Annotated in this window: 27 protein-coding genes; all 27 read right to left on the bottom strand. The window is 39.7% G+C overall.

Going from position 1 to position 22744, the window contains the following annotated elements; all coding sequences use genetic code 11:
* Window positions 1-33: 33 nt before the first annotated feature.
* Window positions 34-360 (bottom strand): hypothetical protein, encoded by a 327-nt coding sequence (locus tag HDC92_RS24255; protein WP_183877474.1) that lies wholly within the window; start codon window positions 358-360, stop codon window positions 34-36.
* Between the two features lie 156 nt (window positions 361-516).
* Window positions 517-1002, bottom strand: coding sequence for a MauE/DoxX family redox-associated membrane protein (locus HDC92_RS24250; RefSeq protein WP_183877473.1), 486 nt, complete (start codon window positions 1000-1002; stop codon window positions 517-519).
* A gap of 15 nt (window positions 1003-1017) precedes the next feature.
* Entirely contained in the window at window positions 1018-1470 is a 453-nt protein-coding gene (locus HDC92_RS24245) for a hypothetical protein (RefSeq protein WP_183877472.1), read from the bottom strand.
* A 74-nt stretch (window positions 1471-1544) separates the two neighbouring features.
* Complete coding sequence (locus HDC92_RS24240) at window positions 1545-1820, bottom strand: hypothetical protein (RefSeq protein ID WP_183877471.1); 276 nt, start codon at window positions 1818-1820, stop codon at window positions 1545-1547.
* Window positions 1821-1909: 89 nt separating this feature from the next.
* Window positions 1910-2464, bottom strand: coding sequence for a MauE/DoxX family redox-associated membrane protein (locus HDC92_RS24235; protein WP_183877470.1), 555 nt, complete (start codon window positions 2462-2464; stop codon window positions 1910-1912).
* A gap of 123 nt (window positions 2465-2587) precedes the next feature.
* Window positions 2588-3154 (bottom strand): hypothetical protein, encoded by a 567-nt coding sequence (locus HDC92_RS24230; RefSeq protein ID WP_183877469.1) that lies wholly within the window; start codon window positions 3152-3154, stop codon window positions 2588-2590.
* A gap of 12 nt (window positions 3155-3166) precedes the next feature.
* A complete protein-coding gene (locus HDC92_RS24225; RefSeq protein ID WP_183877468.1) occupies window positions 3167-3418 on the bottom strand; it encodes a hypothetical protein in 252 nt (83 codons plus the stop codon).
* A gap of 144 nt (window positions 3419-3562) precedes the next feature.
* Window positions 3563-4198, bottom strand: a complete 636-nt coding sequence (locus tag HDC92_RS24220; protein WP_183877467.1) for a Crp/Fnr family transcriptional regulator — start codon at window positions 4196-4198, stop codon at window positions 3563-3565.
* Window positions 4199-4322: 124 nt separating this feature from the next.
* Entirely contained in the window at window positions 4323-5030 is a 708-nt protein-coding gene (locus tag HDC92_RS24215) for a sugar-binding protein (protein WP_255484668.1), read from the bottom strand.
* Window positions 5031-5056: 26 nt separating this feature from the next.
* Window positions 5057-5935: a hypothetical protein gene (locus HDC92_RS24210; protein WP_183877465.1), complete on the bottom strand. Its 879-nt coding sequence runs from the start codon at window positions 5933-5935 to the stop codon at window positions 5057-5059.
* A gap of 192 nt (window positions 5936-6127) precedes the next feature.
* Window positions 6128-6775, bottom strand: a complete 648-nt coding sequence (locus HDC92_RS24205) for a 4'-phosphopantetheinyl transferase family protein (protein ID WP_183877464.1) — start codon at window positions 6773-6775, stop codon at window positions 6128-6130.
* A gap of 23 nt (window positions 6776-6798) precedes the next feature.
* Complete coding sequence (locus HDC92_RS24200; RefSeq protein WP_183877463.1) at window positions 6799-7965, bottom strand: radical SAM protein; 1167 nt, start codon at window positions 7963-7965, stop codon at window positions 6799-6801.
* A complete protein-coding gene (locus HDC92_RS24195) occupies window positions 7955-9052 on the bottom strand; it encodes a hypothetical protein (RefSeq protein WP_183877462.1) in 1098 nt (365 codons plus the stop codon). Before HDC92_RS24195 ends, HDC92_RS24200 begins: the two co-directional genes overlap by 11 nt.
* Window positions 9053-9055: 3 nt before the next feature.
* Window positions 9056-10414 carry a hypothetical protein gene (locus HDC92_RS24190; protein WP_183877461.1) on the bottom strand — a complete coding sequence of 453 codons (1359 nt, stop codon included), beginning with the start codon at window positions 10412-10414 and terminating at the stop codon, window positions 9056-9058.
* A gap of 3 nt (window positions 10415-10417) precedes the next feature.
* Window positions 10418-10663: an acyl carrier protein gene (locus tag HDC92_RS24185; RefSeq protein WP_183877460.1), complete on the bottom strand. Its 246-nt coding sequence runs from the start codon at window positions 10661-10663 to the stop codon at window positions 10418-10420.
* A 31-nt stretch (window positions 10664-10694) separates the two neighbouring features.
* On the bottom strand, window positions 10695-11780 hold the full coding sequence (locus HDC92_RS24180) for a radical SAM protein (protein WP_183877459.1): 1086 nt from the start codon (window positions 11778-11780) through the stop codon (window positions 10695-10697).
* Between the two features lie 16 nt (window positions 11781-11796).
* The gene (locus HDC92_RS24175; RefSeq protein WP_183877458.1) at window positions 11797-12576 is read right to left on the bottom strand and encodes a class I SAM-dependent methyltransferase; all 780 of its coding nucleotides are present in this window, start codon (window positions 12574-12576) and stop codon (window positions 11797-11799) included.
* A gap of 5 nt (window positions 12577-12581) precedes the next feature.
* The gene (locus tag HDC92_RS24170) at window positions 12582-13667 is read right to left on the bottom strand and encodes a radical SAM protein (RefSeq protein ID WP_183877457.1); all 1086 of its coding nucleotides are present in this window, start codon (window positions 13665-13667) and stop codon (window positions 12582-12584) included.
* A gap of 215 nt (window positions 13668-13882) precedes the next feature.
* Complete coding sequence (locus tag HDC92_RS24165; protein WP_183877456.1) at window positions 13883-14494, bottom strand: class I SAM-dependent methyltransferase; 612 nt, start codon at window positions 14492-14494, stop codon at window positions 13883-13885.
* Between the two features lie 11 nt (window positions 14495-14505).
* Window positions 14506-15615 (bottom strand): glycosyltransferase family 4 protein, encoded by a 1110-nt coding sequence (locus tag HDC92_RS24160; RefSeq protein WP_183877455.1) that lies wholly within the window; start codon window positions 15613-15615, stop codon window positions 14506-14508.
* Between the two features lie 11 nt (window positions 15616-15626).
* A complete protein-coding gene (locus HDC92_RS24155; protein WP_183877454.1) occupies window positions 15627-16796 on the bottom strand; it encodes a glycosyltransferase in 1170 nt (389 codons plus the stop codon).
* Window positions 16780-18006, bottom strand: coding sequence for a glycosyltransferase family 4 protein (locus tag HDC92_RS24150; RefSeq protein WP_183877453.1), 1227 nt, complete (start codon window positions 18004-18006; stop codon window positions 16780-16782). The genes HDC92_RS24155 and HDC92_RS24150 overlap by 17 nt, the downstream gene beginning before the upstream one ends.
* Before the next feature lies 1 nt (window position 18007).
* Window positions 18008-19549, bottom strand: coding sequence for a murein biosynthesis integral membrane protein MurJ (gene murJ, locus HDC92_RS24145; protein WP_183877452.1), 1542 nt, complete (start codon window positions 19547-19549; stop codon window positions 18008-18010).
* A 3-nt stretch (window positions 19550-19552) separates the two neighbouring features.
* Entirely contained in the window at window positions 19553-20362 is an 810-nt protein-coding gene (locus tag HDC92_RS24140; RefSeq protein WP_183877451.1) for an ABC transporter permease, read from the bottom strand.
* Window positions 20352-21140 carry an ABC transporter ATP-binding protein gene (locus HDC92_RS24135; protein ID WP_183877450.1) on the bottom strand — a complete coding sequence of 263 codons (789 nt, stop codon included), beginning with the start codon at window positions 21138-21140 and terminating at the stop codon, window positions 20352-20354. The genes HDC92_RS24140 and HDC92_RS24135 overlap by 11 nt, the downstream gene beginning before the upstream one ends.
* The gene (locus tag HDC92_RS24130; RefSeq protein WP_183877449.1) at window positions 21127-21966 is read right to left on the bottom strand and encodes a hypothetical protein; all 840 of its coding nucleotides are present in this window, start codon (window positions 21964-21966) and stop codon (window positions 21127-21129) included. Before HDC92_RS24130 ends, HDC92_RS24135 begins: the two co-directional genes overlap by 14 nt.
* 1 nt (window position 21967) lies before the next feature.
* A complete protein-coding gene (locus HDC92_RS24125; RefSeq protein WP_183877448.1) occupies window positions 21968-22738 on the bottom strand; it encodes a serine aminopeptidase domain-containing protein in 771 nt (256 codons plus the stop codon).
* Between the last annotated feature and the right edge of the window lie 6 nt (window positions 22739-22744).

Raw genomic sequence — 22744 nt, 5'->3', positions numbered from 1 at the left:
CAGGCCCGCAAAAACTGCGGGCCTGTAAATCGATCAATTGGTTTCAATCAACTTAAACTCACCATTATCCGTATTTAGGGAAGGATTAGACGGGTCACTGTTAGGGTCCTGATTAAAATCGAAGGTACATTCTGTTTCTTCCTGCTCCTGGCATACAAACAGGTAACCCTCCGCAGGAACAGTACCTTCCTGATACCAATTTCCATTAATGGCTACACCAGAAATAGTAGGATCGGTATACTGACCATAATTTTCGTAAGGTGCAGCAGTTTTAAACGAATTTTGAGTTGTCAAAACAACTCCACCAACAAGGATTAACGCTAATCCAAAAACGTTGATTTTTTTTAATAAATTTTTCATCTTTTTATTTTAATAGAATTTAAAATGCGCTTACTCTGGATCACGGGTTTTCAGCTGCTCCCGACTCAAATTGGCCAAAGAATATTTTATATAATCGTGGCTAATAATCACCACGTCATCCCGATCGAAGAGAGGGATCTCTTGTTTAGGCATAGTTCAAGAGGTCTCTCCTAATGTCGAGATGACGTGGTGCTTAAAAAGACGCCGACGTTTCGTATCAAGAACAATCCCTACAATAGCAACCCCTACAAAAAACAAGTTAAACACCAGGTGTATCCAGTAACCCATATGTCTCAGTATCCCTCCGCAAGAGCAAGGAGTCCGGCCAAAAACTCCACTCATGGCAACCGCGATATAAAGCGTAAAAGCAAGCATCAATCCCGTAAAGGCATAGAACCCTTTCAACCGTGTAGGTTTATACAACAATAAACCAGCAATAATCAGTTCAGCAACCGGAACAGCCCAAACCAATATCTTGGCTACAACAACAGGAAAAACCTGGTTCAGCATTTGCCTTCTGCTCAGTTCATAATCCAGCAGTTTGCTTGTTGCTGCATAAAAAAACAGCACTGCGCAGGCAGCTGCAATGAATTCAATCACCAGGCTGCCATACACGCTACCTGTTTTTCTTCCCTGCTCCATTTCTATTCCCTTCGTTTAAAAGCTAAATTTTAAAATGTTATAGGTTACCTGGTAATTTCCCTGCAGGGCAATCAGCTGGTCATCAGTAATCTTAAATGACCTTACTTTGAACCGCTTATATTTTGGCAGGCAAAAGCTATACAGGTATGTTCCCATCCCATTGAGATACACATCAATGATGGTATATTCGCCCATTTCGTAACGATGTAAATTTTTAGAACGTTTTTTGGAATGGATATACAGTCGGTTTTTGTAAACACACCGTCCGGCATCAGGATCAGGATCAGCTAAAGATTCTTGCACAAGAGGGCTTCCGGCCGGCAGCACTTCAACTTCAAAAGGGTTCAAAGGGCCATTGGCATGCGGAAAAATACGGTCAAATTTAGGTGAACTTTGCGTATAGCCTAAAGATACACTGCAAAATATACAGACAACGGAGAAAAATAGGGTTATAAATAACTTATTCAAACAGTTCATTAGATTTTTAGGTTAAAAACAAATAATAACCCAGCCCCCGGCTGATGCAGGGGCTAGGTCAGGAATTAATGCTGGTAAATCACTTCGGCTGGCACCCCCAGGTTCACAGGAGTACCTACCGCGCAATCATCAACCGTACCACTGCAGCCAAAATAATTTTCGGCTTGTGTCTTGGTGCCAACATATGGATTCTGTTCCTCTGGAGAACCTTCTCCACCTGTTCTGTTCCAGGTATAAGTTTCCTCATCAGCTTTTGGCGCAAGGATCACCTGTTTGGCGAAAGCGCTTACGGTTCCCGCTACAAATGCTGCAGCCAGGATCCCGGTAAAAATTTTCTTCATCTTGTAAAAATTTTTAGGTTAATTATTAGGTTAATTATATTCTACTCCCGCTTCCGGACGCGTTAATATTCAGGATTGGAAAAGCGCTGTTATGTACGGTCTTGTTTAAGGCGCTCGTCATCTGGCCCCCTGCCGTCCTCCCGAGGGAAGCGCAGCGACGAGGGATCTCTTGAACTATGCATAAGCAAGAGATCTCTCCCTTCGGTTCGAGATGACGACCGCCTTAGTGGCCATTTGCTCCCCATCGCCAACAACCCCATCCCCGCAATCACTATAAAAACGAGGTTAAAAATCAGGTGATTTCCCCAGCTCATATTAAAAACACCACTGCAGGTACAGGGCAACTCTTTTCCAGAAAACAGCATACCTCCAATGTACAGCTCAAAAACAGCCAGCAACAAGAGGGATGCAATCAGGCCCCGCATGCGCCAGTGCGGTAACCACAAAAACACCGCAACCAACACCTCAGCCATCGGCACCAGCCAAACCAATGCTATTGCCCAGATATCCATAAAGGGAAAAGGAGATCTTCGCATCTGGTGCAGAAAAGTTTGATGGTCCAGCACCTTATCCCATGCCGCATAAGTAAACAGCAAAATCAGCAGTGCACTACAGCTAAAAACCAGTATTTGCTTAACTTTCATAAATTTTTATTTCCTTAAAATGAATAACTAAAGGTATTGAGGGTCAGCCTTTTCAGAATCAGCAGTTTCGGGTAAATTGCTCGGCAAAATCGGGTAAATTGCATGGCAAAAGTGGAAAGATCATTACCTGTATTTCTTCTTGAGCTCATACAGGTACTTTGGCGTTACGCTAAGTAAGGAGGCCAGGATCACATGCGGTATTTTGTCCATCAGCTGCTTTTGCAGATCAAACATATGTCGGAAACGCTCGTCCCGGGATCTCAGCTTAAACGTAAGTTCCCTCATCTTACCCATCTCTATATTCCGCTGAAAAATTTCGAATAACATCCGGCAAACCGTCGGATCCCTTTGCATTTGTGGCAGTGCCCTTTCCAAATTCAGCATCCAGCCGGTACTGTCCCTCATAAATTCCGTATATTCCAGTTCTGTTTCGGTAAAAGACTGGTTAACTGGCAGCAAAAACCCGTGTTCCATAACCCAACAGGTATGCTCCTCGTTTTTCCAGTACAGGTATCCCCGTACCAGACCGCATTCTACAAAATACAGTACATGCGAAGCCTGCTCGTACCAGGGAAAAGAAGTTCCTCCTTTGAAGGATATAGGAACAAATAGATTGCTCAGCAGCATTGCCGCTTCGGGGGTTGAAGTATGTAAACTTTCCAGCGCTTTTAATAAAGTTCGGTTGATCATAAGAGCGTGATGTTATTTTCTTAATGATGATTTCAGATAATACACAGTCCCACCGCTTCTTTTGGTTTTCCAGTTCTCGGCCTTTCGCCTTCTGTAAAAAGTACGGGGCGCTATGCAAAGTTCATCCAGTACTTTTTCTTTAGTAAACCATACTTCCGCCTGTTCCAGGATTAACGGATTATGGCTCAATGCCAGCATCATGGTTTTCAGCTCCTGTTGGTACACCAGTACCTGATCCAGTTTTTGTAAAATTTCTTCATCCATGGTAGTTTAATTTGGTTCATAAGTAGCTTTTTTAAAAAGAAGAGGGCATTCCGTTACCAACAGATTACCCTCCCCTTATTTTTAAATCCAAATTAAAACATTAAAATTTTTCCCACAATTGACCTGGGTCAATCCAAAACGGCGCTATTTCCTCAGATGGGCATCACCATAGCCACCAGCTGTTCTTATTCTGCTCAGGGTTTCATCCCTCATTCCGATAAAAGTGGCGATATCCTTCAACAGAACAAAAGACTCTACAACCGGATTAAAATGATCTAGAAACATAGCATAGCCCACTGCCTTCCTTGCGGCGCGCATTTTCCTTTCAAAATTGCGTTCCTCATCTTCTTTAGCAATAATCTGGCTAGCCAGCACAAAAACCTCAGGCATTTGCTTACCCAGCTCAATAAATGCCTCGTGCCTAAATCCAACCATTATACTTCCCCTGCTGATCTCCATAAAATACGCAGATGCAGTTTGGTTCATAAAACTATTAGCGGGCAATGAAACCTTTCCCGGTATAGATATGCCGATAGTTTGTTGTTTATTATGCTCTCTGTCTTGCTCAGGCTTATACTCTACATAAGTCCGGATATAACCGGCTATAGGCCAGTACGCCATATCCGCTATATCACCAGGCTTTAAAACCAGCGTATCCTTATCGTAGCGAACAGGTTCAGATAATCTGGAAAAAAGTAAGCTGTCAAATTCAGCAGGCATTTCCTGTTCAAAATTCCTTAAATAAGCAAGCAAAGCCGGATACCAGTTTTCATTAATCATTTTGAGCAGCATTAATTTGTAATTTGATTTGTTTTCTAGGTGACAGTCAGGATCTGACTGATATAGAGTATAGACGATTCACAAGTTCTGATTAGCTATGTAGAGGTGAAATAAATTATTTGAATCAATCATTCAGATAAACATTTGTTGGCAATTTAGATGCAGCTGACAGGGATATGCCCGTGTCGAACCAGGAAACAATTGAGTCAGAAAAGGGCGGTATACCAGGCTCAATTTGATGATTATCATTATCAGCAATAAAAATTTGCAAACCAAAGGAATGGCGTTTGGAAATATCAATATTTAGGTTATCCCATGGAATTGCTATCTCCATCGCATAACCTGCTGCTGTATCCTTTTGCGCAAATTTAACATTATTGATGTCAGACTTAAACCCATACGAAACCAAAACAGAATCAAATTGGTAAACAAAGGTATATCGGTTAATTCTGGAATGTTTCAAAGTTAACCCCTCCTGTTTGCTGTCAACAACAACCGACACTGCATCATTCTCTCCGACCCATCTAAAAAAATCGATTTTAGCTTTATATAAGTCTTCAGATACCGGCCTTCGACATTTTATATCGTCTTTAACCTGTATAAAAAAATAACAATTTTTACGGTCCCATCGCACCTTAAACTTACCAGATATATTTGCAGAAGTAACTATTGTGTCTTGCTTTGAAAGGGCTAAATGACTGATCTTGCACCAACTGCCTTTCTGCCATACAACATCCATAACCCCGTCAACATAAATTGGTTTTCTAATGTTTACGGCACTAATGATAGGTGTAGTTTTTCCACATCCGGCGTTAATCGAAACGCAGAGCATTAAAATCAATAATTTTGACAGGTTACTCATGGCAGTGAATTGAGTTGGTTAGATCGTTCGTGTAAGTAAATACCGACTAATGGCCGAAATAGCCAGTTAGCGATAGTTTGATGTCCTTTTCGATTAGGGTGAGAATCAGGCAGAGAAAGACAAGTGGCGTCTAATTTATGAGTGAGGTAAATTACGGGCAAATGATTTTTAATATAAATGGCTTTTTTTTCTTCATCAATTCCGTATTCCAGCAATATTAACCTTGCATTTTTTCTGGAAAGTGTCCTCTGGGCAGTTTTCAAAAGCGCGATGGAGCCATCCACTGAATAATAATAGGTTTCCCACCTAAAACGAACAGTCTTCGTTAAAAATGCATAATAGAGGTCACTTACCTCCATATCGGCATATTTTTCGAAATAAAATTTACACATTGCCCTTATTACATAAGAATATTTGTAGGGCCAGGTCAGAAAACTATAGCGCTCAATAACATCAATTTGTTTGATGACTTTACTCCTCGAGGTTGTCGAATTTAATAAATATTCGATTTTATAACCCCTGTAAATTTCCCGGTTTACCCGCTTATAGCTTAACGGAAATACGGTCTCTAATAAGACCAGGTCTGGATCATAATCCCACAACTCCCGGTTGATCAGATCAATGTTACGCTTACCGCGCCCCTCACCATCTGTACTGCAATTGATTACTTCAACCTGATATCCCCTTCGTCTAAAAAGTTGCTCAAGGAAAGTTGCATAGTTTACAGTACCATTTGACCATATACCACCCGCTACAGATGAGCCAACTACGATAATACGGTACACTCCCCTTTTCTTTTTTCTGGTAAAGTCTGGGCCGATATAACCATGTCTGTTTATGGTGATTTCTTTGCCTTGAATACCTGGGGTAGACATAACACCCTTATATTTAGGTATATAATTATATCCGTACAATGGATCTGGACACCACATTTTAGGGTAAATTCTATCTTTAAGTTCTTCCTTATAATGTATTCTTAAATGTGCCTCCGCTATGCAGATGATAATAATTGGGGAAATAATAATTATTTTTTTCTTAGACAGATTCAAATTCATTGACAATTTCTATTAATGATCATAGTGAAAATTTATTTTCTGTGCAACAACGGGCCTTGATATGGGTTGTTTACAAGCAATATGCAGCACATATTCAGGAACAAAACTCAATTTTTGGTAATACCAGATTGCGTGTTGAATTTCAGCATGGTTATCTTTGATCACAATGGATTGAAGTGGAATCTTTAAACCCCGGCCGTCTGCTTTTACAACCGCTTCTTTCAGTGTCCAATAATGAAAGAAGGCGCTGGCTGTATGTTCCGACTGAACTATTTTTACCCATTGTTCCTGGTTAAATTGTGATTGAAAATGATTGATGTCCATTGGTCTGATCTGTTCCAGATCAATACCTATCTTAGAACCTCGTACAATTGCACATACCGCGTAGCTCCCGGAATGGCTAAGATTGAAATCAAGGTCTCCACCGACAAATGGCCTTCCATATTCGTTATAGTCCAGATTACAAAGAGTAGCAGGCTGATTACACTCTTGCAGTGCTTTTTTAAGCAATAGCTTTCCGACCAGCGACCGGCAGGAGTCCTGCCAGTTTTTAAACCTTAAAATCCGCTGGCGAAGCACTGGTGGTAATTGGTTCAAAAATATGTCTCCATGTTTCTCGTACCACTGCTGATCACACCTTGCATAATATACTTTCATCATTAATAAAAAAAGTATAACCCGGATTAAATTCCATTACGATAAAGCAAGATGCACTTGGCGCAAACCGGCATCAATCCCTTGCTTAAAATGCCCCGCAATTGTTTAAAGTTGTCACTTTGCCATATCTCTACCAGGCCCTGCTCGTTAAGGTTGCCGATAGAAAGTTCAGGAAAAAATTTGCTGCAGGTACCAACTTTACCATCGGCAAGCACTTCAATCCTGTTTGAAAGGGCAAAGCATTTTTTCTTTGGCTCGTACCGGTCGGATATAAAATCTAGAATTTCAGCGCTTTCTAACTGCTGTTGAAACCTTACCCGAAGTTTCCAGGTCCGGCTATTTAATTTAACAATCTGCTCCTGTAGCACTGTATCAGATTCCTCACTTAATTTAAATGAATAGGAATGCCAGCTCGCTAATTCACTGGTCGGTTTATTCCCCAGAAAGGCAAAGTTTTCGGCATAAAACTCATCCATTAGCTTTGCCCGCTCAGGAGATATGAACCATGGATAATTGAAATAAATAGAATTGATTCCAAGTGCTTCAAAATATTCAACAAATTCATACAAATTGGGGATCAGGGCATCATTTAATACCACATTCACAGATACAGTGCCTTTGTAGTTCCCTTTTCGCTGCTCGTCAAGTACAGTGTTTACCTGCTTTATTAATCTTTCAAACGTTTTTTTTCCACGCAGCTCATCATTTACATCATCCAAACCATCAATACTCACCAACAGCGCTAAACTAGGAGAAATCTTGAGCAGCGATTCCATATTTTTTTCCAAAAGTATGCCGTTTGTGCAGACCACTGTATGTCTCGGATCTTTTTCAATCAGATCAGCAATTTGAGCCCATCTGGTATGATACAATGGTTCGCCTCCCCATAAATACAAACGGGATTTGGCTGGGCGTGTTTCATCCAGTATTTGTTTAAAAAGGGCGACATCAATTTCTTTATTCTGGATCTCTTTGTTATAACTATGAAAATAGCCATCATCATTCCACTGATAACACATTTTACAGCGTAGGTTACAGGCGTAAGTAAGTTGAACATCTACTTCATATGGTATTGTTGCGGCATAGGTGGGATTATAGATCCTTTCCCGCCTGGTAACCGAAAGATCCTTGATGCGTTTTTGCAACCGGTCAAAACTTTCCCGGTCAAATCTTACAGTAGAATTAAGTTCCATAATTTAAGTTGTTTATATAATGTTGAACATAATTTTTTGCGTTTCCTTTTACTTCCAGCAACCGGTTATGCGACTTTTCCAATACAGCCGTTGAGCAACCTGTGCCCAGCCAGTCCTGCAAAGAGATTCCTAAACCAAAGTGTTTCCATAACAGCGCATTTTTATTTTCATAGCTGCCAAAAGGCTCTAAAAAAATCAAGGGCGTAGCAGATGAAAGGGAATCTATTAATGTGCCTGCACCAGGTTTGCTGATGATCGCTTTACTTTGCATCACCAGGTCATAAACTTCCGGGTAGTTACCAGCAGCATGGTAGTTCAGGGTACCGTCAGTTGCCACCAGGCCAAAAGGTGGAAACTGATGTGCTCCGGCTGCGTCTAAATCCCAGGTATTCCAGTCAGGGTCTATCAGGTAATATTGACTTAGTTTATTCCGGTTTTCAAGATCTTTATGCTCGTAGGCTATCACTTTTAATTTAAATTGTAAATCGTTTAACCCATGGAGCTTTTCCTTATAGGTACCCATTCCCCAACCGCCACCGTGTATGAGATAACCATCCCGCTGTGTGTAAGGCGCTATTGTTTCCCCTGATATATCGATGTAATAGCTGATGGACTTGTCTTCCCAGTTATTGAACCAGACATGTTTAAATTCCGGAAGCGCTGTTTTAAACAAGCCCCAGGAAGTTGAATTAGCAGCATCAATATGGCATAGTTCAATAGAAAGCTGGCTGGCACATAACTCCATGTACCGGTTTAGCACGGGGATCCAGAAACCTGAAAATACGATAAAATGTGTACGGTTTTCTGATTGCCATTGGGTTAGTAAATGCTGTACTGCCAACTCATCCAGGTATGGACTAGGGTCTTTAGCCAGATTTTGGCCCATTAATGCAAATGAAAAATTACGATGGAAATTAATTTTGGCTTTAGGAATATTTTGCTGCTTATCTGCCATAAGCAATCCCTCGTAAACATGGACTGCAGATGTTAAACCCGCGCTTTTTAACTGTCGGTGCACCACAATTCCTGGTACATAAAATCCTAATCCAGGGCCTGCACAAAGCACAGTGATTAAAGGTTTTCTCATCGGCTAAAGCATTTTTAAATTTAAGGTTTTAAATAGCGACTGAACCCTGGTCTCAAGACCCAATCTTTCGGCCTCGTTTTTATAAATCAAACCGGCATACCATCTACCTTTAATCAGCCCCTCCATCCTGCCGGTTTTAAATAAACGGCTATTGATATCAAAGGTATTAGCTGATATTGGTAGTATACCGCTCTGGTTGTCCAGATCAAACAACAATTTATTTTGTTTGAGATGAGTATACAATGCTTCAAAACTTAAGGGTTCATAAGTACCAAAGGCATATGTTACCAGGTCGCAGGTAACTTTAAACGGCTTCAAAAACTCATTTAACTCATAACTTAAAAATCCCATTGATTTTCGTGCGTTGATTTCAATGATAGGTATGATCGTGTTATTCACTAAAACCATAGAATCCAGGCAAACGGGGCCGAAGTAACCCTCTTTATACAATGAGGTGGCAACCACTGCCACTGTATCAAAGTAATTGCCCCTATCTAACTCCTGGTAAAAGGATAGGGAGATTTTACGCATTCCCGAAAAGCTGAACTTATTGTTCAACATTTCCTGCACCGCAATAAGTTCGTAGCTGCCGTCCGGATGAATTATAAACTGACAGGAAAAATCAGACTTTCGGTTTAACAAGGGTTCTATGACAAATTCAGCTGTTTTCCCTTCATTTTCCTGCTTTAATAAATATTTGTAAATGTGATTAAGTGTGTGTTCGCGCTCAATCAACATATTTCCTTTGCCTGATACCCCAAAAGCATCCTTTACCAAACATGGGCCTTTTTTCAGCATTTCAAAGGCTGTTTGCTTTAATTCGGCTGCAGTATGGGTAATAATGCTGCCCGCTCCAAGGCTCTTGGACTGAGCGAGCTTTGCCGAAAATAGTTTTGAGTTAACCTTCGCAATGGTATGCAGCTCTGGCAGTTTTGTGCCTAACCGGTACTTCATGCATAGTTCCTTTGTGCCGGGCAGTACCGCATAAGGAGAGAATGTACTGCTCTCGCTAAACAGCTGATCAAAATAGAGATTATCAGGCTGCTGGTATAATAATTCGGCAACATTTTTTGACAATTCCGGCAACACATCGTCATCAAAATTAACCGGCAGTTCGTTGCTGATAAATTTAAAGCCCAATCCGTCCAGGTAGTTTTTATGAGTAACATTCATCGGATAACGGGTGCAAACTACATCTTGTGGATTTTTAGTAAAAAGAAATTGCGTTTCATCCATCATTTCAACAATGATATCTGCCTGTTTGTCTTTAAATGAGGGTAAATTGGCCATGGTACTGTCTCTCCAAAATCTTTCTGCATTAAATGTGGCCATGTGCAGCGTGCCGTCAGTCATTTTATACATGGTTTACTGGTTGTTCCGTTGGGTAGCCAAAAATCCCGCAAAAGATTTAAGAGAGCTAAAGTGACTGATGTCAATGGTATCAAAATCTAATTCAATATCGAGCTCGTCTTCTATTTGCAACATAAAATCTATCATTTGCAATGAATCTAAACCAACATCGTTAATAATATCTGCGTCTTCGTTAAGGTTTGAGGCCATTTCTGGGTCATCGGTTACTTTGGCAATTACTTTTTTAATGGTTTCAATCATGTTAATGGTGTTAATCTGTTATTTAATTTGGTTAATTATTGGATGCTGGATTATAGTAGTACCTGCAGCAGGCGGTACAAATGGGTAGCAGTTGTTTACGTAAGTAACTACGCAGTTCCTTTAAAGCTTCGCCATTCCATATGTCCTTAAAGCTGGTTTGATAAACGTTCCCTAAAATGTGGTCATAAAAAGTGTGGCATACCACAACATCACCCTTGGCAGTTATTTCTGCATACGTTAAGGGAAAGGAACAATGGTGTTTTTTATCGGTCATTTCATTCCAGTTGCCTTCAAAATAGCTTTTAAAATTGCCCGGCTCTAATGTTTTTAGTGAGCTGTTAAAATTAATACCCAGCTCAATACAGACTGCTTTTAACCGGATCAGCTGATTGGTAATGACAACTGTATCCATTTCAGAAAAAATCTCCGGATCCTGTACCAGTCCTTTGGCAATAGGGGCTGTTGTGTTTAATTTAAATTCGTCATTAAGGATTTTTGCATAATCAGTGTGCTCTTCCGCCGTAGCAAAATTTTGTAGTTCAATACTAATGCTCCCAATCTTTGATAAATCCATATTTTCCAGAAAAAGTGCATTGATGTGCTGATAATTGAGGGGAGTAACAGTCAATGAAATACCAATTTTAGGCAACAGGGCACGCTGTTGTTGTTTAAGCTCCGCAAGTTTATCGATACCTTTCATTACCCGTTTATATACGCCATTTCCGCGCTGCAGATCGTTAATTACCGGGGGTCCGTCGAGGGAAATCCACAGTAAATCAACCTTGCTGTCAATTAACTGAGCAGCATGTTTTTCAATTAAGGTCCCGTTGGTGTCCAAATACATTTTAATCTGATTGGCCTTCAGGTAATCAATAATTTCAAAGACTTCGGGGTGCATCAGGGGTTCACCACCATACAAGCCCACGTAAGGTTTTACTGGTCCGCAATCATCAACGATTTGTTTAATAACGCTGGTGGATAACACCTTTAAGTTTTCCTTTTTAAAATCGAGATAAGAGCCGGTCTCTCCCCACTGGTAACACATCTTACAACGTAGGTTACACTTTTCAACCAATTGGAGTACAATCCATTTGGGGGCTTTCAGATCATTGAACATTGTTATCGTAATTAAGTTAACATTTTTCTATAATGGCCAATCCGTCCGCATTCGGGAAAAATGAATTGTAGTTGGTGATACATTTTTGCCTGATTGCCTGGAGCGACCGTAATTTCAGGTTTGCCGGCAAGTGTTTTTCCAGGTGTGTTTTTAATCCTTTTTCGTTATAGCGCCAGATTACACCATCTATATTGGAGTTCATCATATAACTATGATTTGGAGAACCGGGTAATAAATCAATATGATCGCTGATAATGATTTTGCCGTTTACAGCCAGCAGCCTTTCACATTCAGCAAAAACTTTTTTATGGTTCTTAATATGGTGCAGGCAGCGGGCAAAAACAATTGTATTAAAAAATCCATCCTCAAAAGGTGCATTCTTAATGTCAGAATGGATATAATTGGTAAAAGCCTTCCTTTTTAACCCATATTTAATAGAGTTGATATTAGTATCCAGATTATACAATTCCAGGCCGGCCATTTTTCCTTTTTTTTGCAGATAAATATTCAGTGCTCCTGTTCCACAACCCACCTGCAGTACTTTATCTTTTAGTGGGGGCAATACGTTATAAACATTATAAAACAAAGGGAAATTCATAACCAGGATATAAGCCTCATAAGCAAGCGGATAACGCTCATATAATCTTACAATATGACTTTTAAAAAAGGGGTTCTTTTTGATCTTTCTTTTATGAATAATCGTATTAACGAGCAAAAGCGGGAATAAAATGATACAGAAAATGATAAATGAAAATTTGATGAGTCCAATGGCTATACAATCTAAAATTGTCTTCATAAGTTTTAATATTTTGAACTTGGATTATAATAATAACTGCAGCAGGAGGTACAAATGGGGAAAAGGTCTTTCCTGATATATTTCCTGAGCTGCTGCCAGCGCTCGCCATTCCATATATCCAGAAAATCAGTTTGATAAATGTTGCCCATGGGTAGATCATAAAAAGTATGACAGCCCACCACGTCTCCTGTAGCTGTAATTTCTGCCTGAATGAACGGGAAAACGCAATGAGATTTTTTGTCCTCCAGTTGTTCCCAATTGGCAGAAAAATAATTCTTATAGTTTTGTGTATTTACCGTTTTAGGCGAAGTATTTAAGATGATCTTTTTAGCATCACAAAGTTCCTTTACCTTAAAAATCTGTTGGGTAATGTTTTCCATATCCATATTTTTAAAAATAACCGGATCCTGGATCAGGCCGCTGGCAATTGGTGCCATAGTTTTAACACCAAATTCAGAACTAAGTACTTCTACATAATCCAGATGCTCATCAACGGTAGTGTAGTTTTGCATTTCGATACTGACCCCGGCAAATTCATCCAGATTAATGTGATTGAAAAAGAAATCTTCAATATGTGCAGCATTGGTTGGGGTAACAATGTATGTGATCCCCAGCTCAGGGTAATGACTTCCGGTTGCCTTTTTCAGCTGCGTTAGTTTGGAAATCCCTTTCATCACCCTTTTAAATACACCGTTCCCCCTTTGCAGATCATTAATCTTTTGCGGCCCGTCAACCGAGATCCACAAACGGTTGATCTTTGAATCTATCAATTCTTCAGCGTACTGTTCAATTAGTGTACCGTTGGTAGCGGCATATACATAGCAGCCTTTATCGGTGATCAATTTAATCAATTCAAATACCTGGGGATGCAGCAGCGGCTCGCCGCCAAACAGGCCAAAAGTTGGTTTTGAATCAGCGCAGTCATTAATAATTTTCTCCAGCGATTTGAATTGCAGGGTTGTTAATGCTTCTTTCTCATGGTATGATCCGGTGTCGCCCCATTGGTAACACATTTTACATCTTAAATTGCACTTTTCAACCAGTTGAAAAACGATCCAATTCGGGGCACTTAACTTAGTTGCTATTTTCATGGATATGTTTGATAATTTTATTAGGCATAATAATCTTTCATAACCGTGTTTACCAGTGGAACACGGCATCTATGTGATTTAAGATTAAACAGTTATTAAAGATTGTTAGGACATAATCTAAAATACAAAATCAACGAGAAGGACCCATCCTGCACCATCCGTCTTATTTTGCGGTTTAGAACACAGCATCCCCCCTGTTAGATCTTAATCTCTTGTCAGACAATAATTCCAAGACCAAAGAACTTGTCGTAATTGTAAAAGAGTTTATTGGTTGCACATGCAATTTGATAACAGGCTTTTTTTACTTCAGGATAGCTTTCAGTATCGTGAAAAATGGCACATTTGCTATGTTCAGCTGCCCACAATCCGCAATTATAAGTTTCTGAAAAAGTGTGTATAATATCCACATGGATCAGGTCATAATGCTGGTGATTATTTTCAATAAAATCACGGTAATCTGATTTGACGAGTTTGATGTTCTTCCATCTAGCCAGCCTTTGCACCATTTCTTCGTAATTGTTGGCATGTTTACCGGTATGGTCGTCGCCATCAAATGTATCAACACCGGTTACTTTCCTAAAATAATTTGAAAAAGCTACAGCAGAATAACCATACTCTGTGCCAAATTCCAGGCAGTGTTCTACCGGTATATCGAATCGGGTAATCAAATCATGAATAATAGATTCCAGCCCGCGCCAATAAGAATCATATTGGAGCAAACTAGGTGGTAATTCCAGCTGCTCAACTTCGTACCTCAGCGATGGATATCTTTTGTTAATCTTGTACTCAACAGATTTATAATAAATATTAAGAATGTCTTTTTCCATATTTTTTTAGGTTAGAGTAAGCATACCGACACAACAGGAATGATCTGCTCGATGTTACAAATTGAAAATTGCGCTGCTATAATTGCCCTGCCCTGGCGACCAAAACGATGGCGCAACGGCGCATCGCAGATGAGTAATTTTACTTTTTTTGCAATAATTTCCGGATTGCTTCCTGCTATCAGAAAACCAGATTTATGATTGTCAATTAATTCATCTGGCCCTCCACCAGCGGTAGCTATCACTGGTATTTTTAAAGCCATAGCTTCTGCAATAGTCCTCCCAAATGGCTCGCCATCTGCCAAGTGCAATAAAATATCGATCCCCGACAGATAGGCCACAAAATCAGCTTGGTAGCTGATCAACGAAAAACGCCCGTCTAAGCCCATGCTGCAAGCTTGCTGTACCAGTGATTTTTTATAATCAGGAAAATCATCAAACAGATCTTCGCCAACGATGACAAAATGCACATCAGGTTCGCTTTTACTGACTATTGCACTTACCCTTACAAAAAGATCATGGCGTTTCCAGGGGATTAGTTGTCCGATGTGCGCAACCAACAAACATTTTTCCGATATACCTAATTTTTGCCTGATCAACTGGGTTGAGGTATGGTCCTGCTTCCAGATCTTGGTGTCAATACCATTATAAAAGAGTTCTGCCTTGGCTTTGAAAGGTATCTGTAGAAGTATATACCTGGATACACATAGAATTTTGTCGGCAAAAATACCCAATGCCCAGGCTAAATATTGGTGCTTTATATTATCCCGTACATGCCAGATCAATTTTCTGCCGGTCAGTAATTTCACTAATACCCCATAACTTTGGGCTTGGTTTGAATTTGCATAGATAAGGTCTACCTGATTTGACCTGACCATTTTTGCGATCTGTCTTGCTCCTTTGAGCATCTCATATAAGTTTTTTATCACGTTGATGATGCTGTCCCTGCGTTTTAACCGGACTAGTTTTATCCGTCTGATATTAATTTCACTATTCAGATAATGATCGTATTCTCCGGTTTCTGGCACGATTAAAATAAGCTGGTAAGTGCGGCTTAGCACAGCTAAAAGATCAATCATACTTCTTTCTGCCCCGCTCAGTTTTGAGGAATTACTAACGATCATTATTTTCTTTTTTAAAGACATGGGACTTGTTTACATAGTATGTCAGCATATTGAGTATATACCTCCTCGTGCTTTTTTATAAAAAAATCAAATGAAAAATTTGCTTTCAACAGTTGATGCCCCAATTCACCCATGGCACGTCTTTTGGGTTTATCCAGCAACAGACGCTTGATCTGTGCCGCGAGTAACTTGTCATTTCCCGGTTCAACCAAAAAAGCATTTTCGGCTTCAAATAAAATATTCCGATAATTTAAGTTTGTGGCGACGAGCGGTTTTTTATACCACATCGCCTCCAGAAGAACATAAGGCAGACCTTCCCATAGCGATGTGCTTACAATGATATCGGCAAGTGCGTATACCTCAGCTATATGAGTATAGTGACCGGTGAAAAAAATCCTGCTTTCCATTTCCAGGTTTTTAATGACGGCCATTAACTCATCCTGCAATTCACCATCTCCAACAATTAAGAAAATGACATCTTCAAATTCCCGGATCACTTCGGCCGCTGTTTTAATATACATGGGCCAGTTTTTTTGAACCGATAATCTCCCGATGGCAGCAACCACCATTTGATCGCTGGTAATTTTTAGTCGTCTGGTCAGTTTATTTCCAGGATCAGCCTGCGGATATTCATTAAAATTTATCGCATTATTGATATTTACCAGCTTGGCCGCAGGTGCTACGTTTTGTTCAAGAGCAGATCTTTTTTCATTATTTGCTACAATAATATAAGAGGTGATTAAGGCCATTATACGTTCAACCGATGCAAAAAATACTTTCTTAATTCCCTTTTTGCTTTGAAAATAAAAGCAATGTGGTGTATAGATAATCAGCGGTACCTGGTTTAACCATGCGGCCAGACGAAATAATATACCTGCTTTGGAACTATGTGCATGTACAATGTCATAGGTATGATGGCGTAAATGAGTCCAGATTGTCAAAAAGCATTTTAAATCTTGCCAGGCTACGATTTTTCGTTTCATGGGCATTACCAAAATTTTAGCACCAGCAGCTGTCATTTTTTCTATATCGGCGTAAACCCTGGTTGATCGCTGGGTGGATAAGATGACGGTCACATCAAAAAGTTCGGCACTGATGCTGGTTACTAAATAAGTTAAATGCTTCAACGTTCCCGCATCTGCAGCTTCCAAACCATATAAGATTTTATATTTTCGTAGCATAATGATGTTTGAAAAGTTGTTTCAATTGAATGGTGCTTTGCTGGCTGTCAAACGCTTTTATTTTTTCTAAACCATTTTTAACCAGGCTCAAGGCATATGTCTGATCATCGACTAACTGCTCAACTGCGCTAACAATACCATTTGCATTTTTTTGCGCAATTAAAATCCCTGTTACGTTATGCGTAATTAATTCTGAAATGGCGGATATTTTTGTAGTTATAATTGGAATGCCCGTAGCCATAGCTTCTAACAGTACATTCGGTAAGCCATCCATATCCCCATTGGCTGCAACAATTGCAGGCAAAATAAAGATATCTGCCTGCTGATAAAATGGCTGCAAGGTAGGCTGATCTGTGGCTCCATGTAAAAAAACACTGGCTTCCAGATGGTTGGCGATTATAAAGTCGTTTAGTCTGTCATAATAGGGCCCATCACCAAAAATATCACATTTGAATGCTTTACCTTTTAACTTTAGTGTATTTAAGGCCTGTAATAGATAAATCGTACCTTTTTTTTCCACCAGGCGGCCGACTGTTAATATTTGAATTGGCCGCTTTGGCGAAATGTATTTAAATGCTTTTACAGGCCACTTATCCAGATCTATACCGTGATAAATATGCCTGATTTTCCCGGATTGCTGCCCATTTAAAACCTGTTGCAGATAAACTTGATTATATTTTGTGCAGGTAATCACAAAACTTGCCTGATTAAGCTTGTCTAAAAGTTCTGTGCCTGAGGTGGTGTAAATATCATTGGCATGGGCGGTGCAACTAAAACCTAAGCCCGAGAGTATTGACATTAAATGGGCGATGCTGGCTGGCAAAGAAATGAAATGTGCATGCAGCCAAAGGCATTGCGCATTGCGTAGCTCGTATGAGAATTCAACAGCGGCAAAAAACCTTGTAAGTCCCTTAAAAAATGCTGGTGTTAAAAATTTCGTTCCGGCTATCGCAACATTGAAGGCCCGGAAATACCTGTGCCAGCTATGCGATAGCAGGAAAAAAAAACTGGCCCGAAATTTAAACAGCGAGAACAGGTGTTTAACATAAACGGTTTTACCTGCTGATTCCTCCAAACCATTTAGCTGAGGGCCTTTTTTAAATGCGAGTACAGTGATGTTAAGCCCTTGTTTCCTTAACGCAAAGATCTCATTAGATATAAAAGTTTCCGAATAGGATGGATATTGGTCTAAGATATATGCGATGTTCATTTCAGATTTTAAAAATGAAGGTAGACAGCTTACCTTTTAGTAAAATGAAGGATCCGCAATAAATCAACAATCCCAGCCCGAAGGCAATAAGCAGGAACAATAAATGGTTAAGAGCAGTTTCCTGAATGTTTCGATAGAATAAAAACTTCCAAAGTAAAATTCCTGCACCCATTGCCGCTCCCGAAGTAACAATTTTTAACAGGAATAAGCTGATTTTTCCTGATTGCGCATAGAAGTCATCTTTTAAAAGAAATAAAAGTATTAGCGTTTTGGTTGCTTTAGCTATCGTGAAGGCTAAGGCAATGCCGCTATAGCCGGTAATCTTTATTAAAAAAAATGCCAGTATGATATGCTCACATACACAAAGTATCCCTACAATAATTGGAGTTCTGGTATCTGCATTGGCAAAGTAATAAACTACCAGCATCATCTCGAGTGCAAAAAACACCATCCCGACTGCATAATAACGTAAGGGAGCGGCTGTAAGCTGGGCTGAATATTCGTCAAAAGCCCCATGCTTAAAAACAAGGCTGACTACCTCGTAAGAACACAGATAAAAATAAACAGACAAGGGCAAAAACAGGAGCGTAAGCCAGGCCAGTGAATGATAGAATAACTCTTTACGTTTTGCTGTTTCATTAGCAATGGCCAGTTCGGCAAAATAAGGGAACACAATTACGCTTAAAATATATGGGCAAATCAATAGCGGAAAGTCAATTAGTTTTTTTGCATAACTTAAGGAGGCTATTGCACCTTCCTGCATATACGAGGAATAAATATTATCAGCCAGACTACCCAGTTGGGAAAATAATACGCCAATTAAAAGCGGCCAGGATAATTTCCAGGTAGTTTTAAGGAAGGCTGGGTCTAAATGATTGCGTTTAAACGATAGGCGTTTTAATAGTTTTCCACCCTGAACCAGAAATTTACTAAAAGATCCTATGAGCAGCCCGGTGATAGCGGCATAAATCCCCAGGTATTTCACTGATATCAGGAGGGTGATGATGATGGAAAGCTTATAGGCCAATTCTCCGGCAGCGGCAAGTCCAAATTTTTTCAATGCATTTAAGGTGATGTTAAACAGCGCTGAGCTGGCAAGGAAAATGCAGGCCGGAAATACCAGTTGGATAAGTTTTATAGCAAGTATCTTTTTTTCTGTTGAAAATCCGGGTGCAAATACACCAATGACCATGCCTGGTGCAAAACAGACTATAGCAGTTAATAGCAAAGAAACAAAAAGCAGCAGGCGAAAAAAAAAATTAAAAATAACCCATCTGCCAGGAACATCTTTTAAATAACTGGCCTTAAGGAACGCATTTAAAAATCCGGGCTCTATAATTTCTCTAAAAAACACAAATACAGTCAAAATGATACCGGCCACTACGCTGTATACATCTACAACATAGCTGGTACCCCAGTAGTACGCCAATGCGATCTTTTCAAAATAACCCAGTATTTTAACCATGATGGTAATGGCCGCTACAATGAGTGAAGAAGTTAAAATCGGATTGTATTTATTTTTTTTATTGATAATGGTTAGCATAAGTCAATATTGCATTAGTGTACCGTCCTTTTTACCTTTTTCAATAGCCCATTCAAACGTTTTTAGACTTAACGGAAAAGCAAATACCGCCATGCCTCCTAAAATGAATAGTTGCTGAGATAGCATTATGATGGAATTGCCTTTTAATAAAGCTAAACGCAAAGCATCTAATGCATAAGTAAGTGGAAAAAACAAGGATAATTGCTGCAACCAGCCGGGCATAACTGCAACCGGAAACATAGCACCCCCCAAAAGGGCGCTGGCAACGCCGAAGATCCAGCCTATAGGTTCGCCCTGTTTAAAAATAACAGTTCCAGCTGCAGAGAAAATACCCAGGCTTATAAAAATGATCAATGATGCAGTAAGGGTTAACATCGTGGCTGGAACATTTGCCGTTGAAAAATCATAGCCTAAAAAAATAACAGCTATTAAAAACATTAAAACCAACTGCAAGCCAGCCGAAAGAAAACTATACAGAGAAGACATTACAACTATTGCTTTAGGATCGGTTTGAGCGCTTAATATGGCTTCAAGGCATCCGGCCATTTGGGCGCGCTTAATATTGGTTGAAAAAGTATCAACTGCCAACTGGAAAAACCTGACAAACGCAATACCGATCAGTACAAAGGGAAAATACCGGCCACCATATTTTTCTAGCTCAGCCAGGTGATTGCCGGCAACCATTTTGCCAATAAAAAAGAAAGAGACAATTGGAAATATGGATGTAAACAAGGATTGGATAAAATTAAGCTTATAGCTCGATTCAATAATAAAGTCTTTTTTTATAAAGCTCCAGGCTTTTTTATAGTTCATAACATCCCTCTCTTTCCATCATAGTGGTGTGATAAAAATCTGCAATAGATCCAAAGTTTTCTTTAACATCCTTCATGCGCTGATAGGCAACTATTTGCCCTTGTTTGACGATGCAAATCTTAGTGCACAATTCTTCTGCCTCATCAAATTTGTGTGTAGCGATCAGTAACGTTATTTTTCTGTTGTCATGGATTTTATGTGAAATCAGGTCTTTAATATCTATAACGGCCTGTGGGTCGAGCGTACGGGTTGGCTCGTCTAAAATCAGTATCTGGGGCTCATTTAATAGCCCTCTGGCCAAAGCCAGCCGTTGTTTCATGCCGGAAGAATAATTTGCAACAGCTTTGTCGGCAGCGCCGTCTAAGCCTACTAAATGAAATAACTCATGAATTCGTGTTTTCAGCAGATCAGCATTCAGGTTATCCAGCATGCCAAAAAAATCCAGATTTTGCCGTCCGGTTAAACGCCAGTAAAAGCTACGTTCCTCATTAAGTACGAAACCAACATCGCCTCTCGCTTCAAGATTTTGTGATACGGTATTAAAGCCATTAACAAGGATCTCACCGGATGTTGGATATAATAATCCACCAATTAATTTTAAGAGCGTTGTTTTACCGGCCCCGTTAACGCCCAAAAAAACGACACGGTCTCCGGTTTCAATAGTCATATTTACCTTCGTAAGCGCAATAAATTGTGCAGACCTGAAAGGATGCCTTAGGTAATCCAGGTATCTTTTAGGAACCGGGAAGTGCATGGAAACATTATTAAGCGTGATCATTTTTAAATTTATTGCTGAGCCAATGTGTGATTACTTTTGTTAATTCTTCCTGCGCCAATAGGGTGCTTATATTATGGTCTACCCCTTTTAAAAACCGGTAGCTATATGATACTTTATTGCCATTAACCTTAGGGTTTAACTGTTTAATCATATCATAAGCAGTACTTCCTTCAGTTAATATAATCAGTGCTTCGATTTGCAGTGTTGAAAACAGGGTAAATGGATGATTGATAGGAATGGGGACGGTTTTTGTTTCTTTTAAGTTCTTTTTAAATACCTGATGAAATGACCGGACCTTTTTTGCCAGTAACGGCCCGTTTGATTTAAGAACCTCAAGCCATTTTGCTGGCCTGAGCAAGGCATCTTTATAATATCGCATCTGGATAAGATTAACCGCCCGGGTATGTAAGGTCAAATAATCCGAGCTGCTCAATCCGGTGCCATTAATCATAATTATACCTTTAACCCGCCCGTCAGCTGTGGCGGAATGGTAACTGGCTTCGGCACCGGAGCACATTCCGGCCAGAATAAATTCTTTTCGTTTTAGTTTTTTTTCCAGATAGTTTAAAACGATAGGTATATCGGTATCCCCTTGCTGATCCGAATTTAATAAGCTGTCGCCTCTTCCATTATAATCAAATCTAAATACATGATGCCCCCTGGCTGCGAGCTGGCGGGCTAATTTCACATAAATCCTGTTGGGCCCAACTCTATGAATTAAGCCGGCGTTGATAAACACCACAACGGGTAAATTTGTCAGCGATGCGCTGTAACTTATTATGCCTATAACTGACGATTGATTAAGGGTTATCACTTCTTCTTTCATATTATACTAACCAGTTAATGATCTGATTAATTTCATTCACCGGCACCATCGACTTCTGATCTCCACGTTCCTTCTGCCAAAAGTTAGCTACATCATTTCGTACAATTTTTAGGTCGTCATTTTTGAAAAAAGAATAATTAACAAGATTGTACTTAGTTAAAAACTGATCGTCTGCCAGGACCAACACTTTTTTTCGTCCATCAGTTGCCATATCGGATAAAGCAAAAGAGTCTAAATCTTTAATCAGTTGATCTGAAAGGTAAAATCCCAAACGCTCGTGTTTTTCTACATTAGCTGGTTTAATGAATGAGCCTGAAATAAACTTTTGATGCTGCTGTTTTAATTCATTTAAATAGACCGTACCTGAGATAACTGGATTCCATAATATATGCGAACTGATATTCAGATGATAGCCGTATAAAGTACTCAGGATGGTGCCGTATCTTATGCCGATCAAACAAATGTCATCAATATCACAGCCATCTCTTAGTTCCTGTACAATAAGTCTTAAATCTGCAGCAGAGCTGCTAATGTTAAATTCAGATTCATCACCGTATGAGTCGCCTGTTCCGTAGTAATCAAACCTGAAAGTTGGAAAACCCTGTAGCGATAACTCCTTAGCCAATACGACCGTTGCTTTATAAAACCGAATGTGTTCTTGTCCTAAGGGATTACAAATAATGATTCCAGTTCTTTTAATCTTCTCTTCATTCCCGGCATAAAAAATGGCGATCAATCGTCTTTCAGCTGTACCAATGTGAAATATTTCCATTTATTT

It is taken from the genome of Pedobacter sp. AK017 (assembly GCF_014200825.1).
Lineage (GTDB): Bacteria > Bacteroidota > Bacteroidia > Sphingobacteriales > Sphingobacteriaceae > Pedobacter > Pedobacter heparinus.
This window is presented reverse-complemented; position numbering and strand designations above follow the sequence as displayed.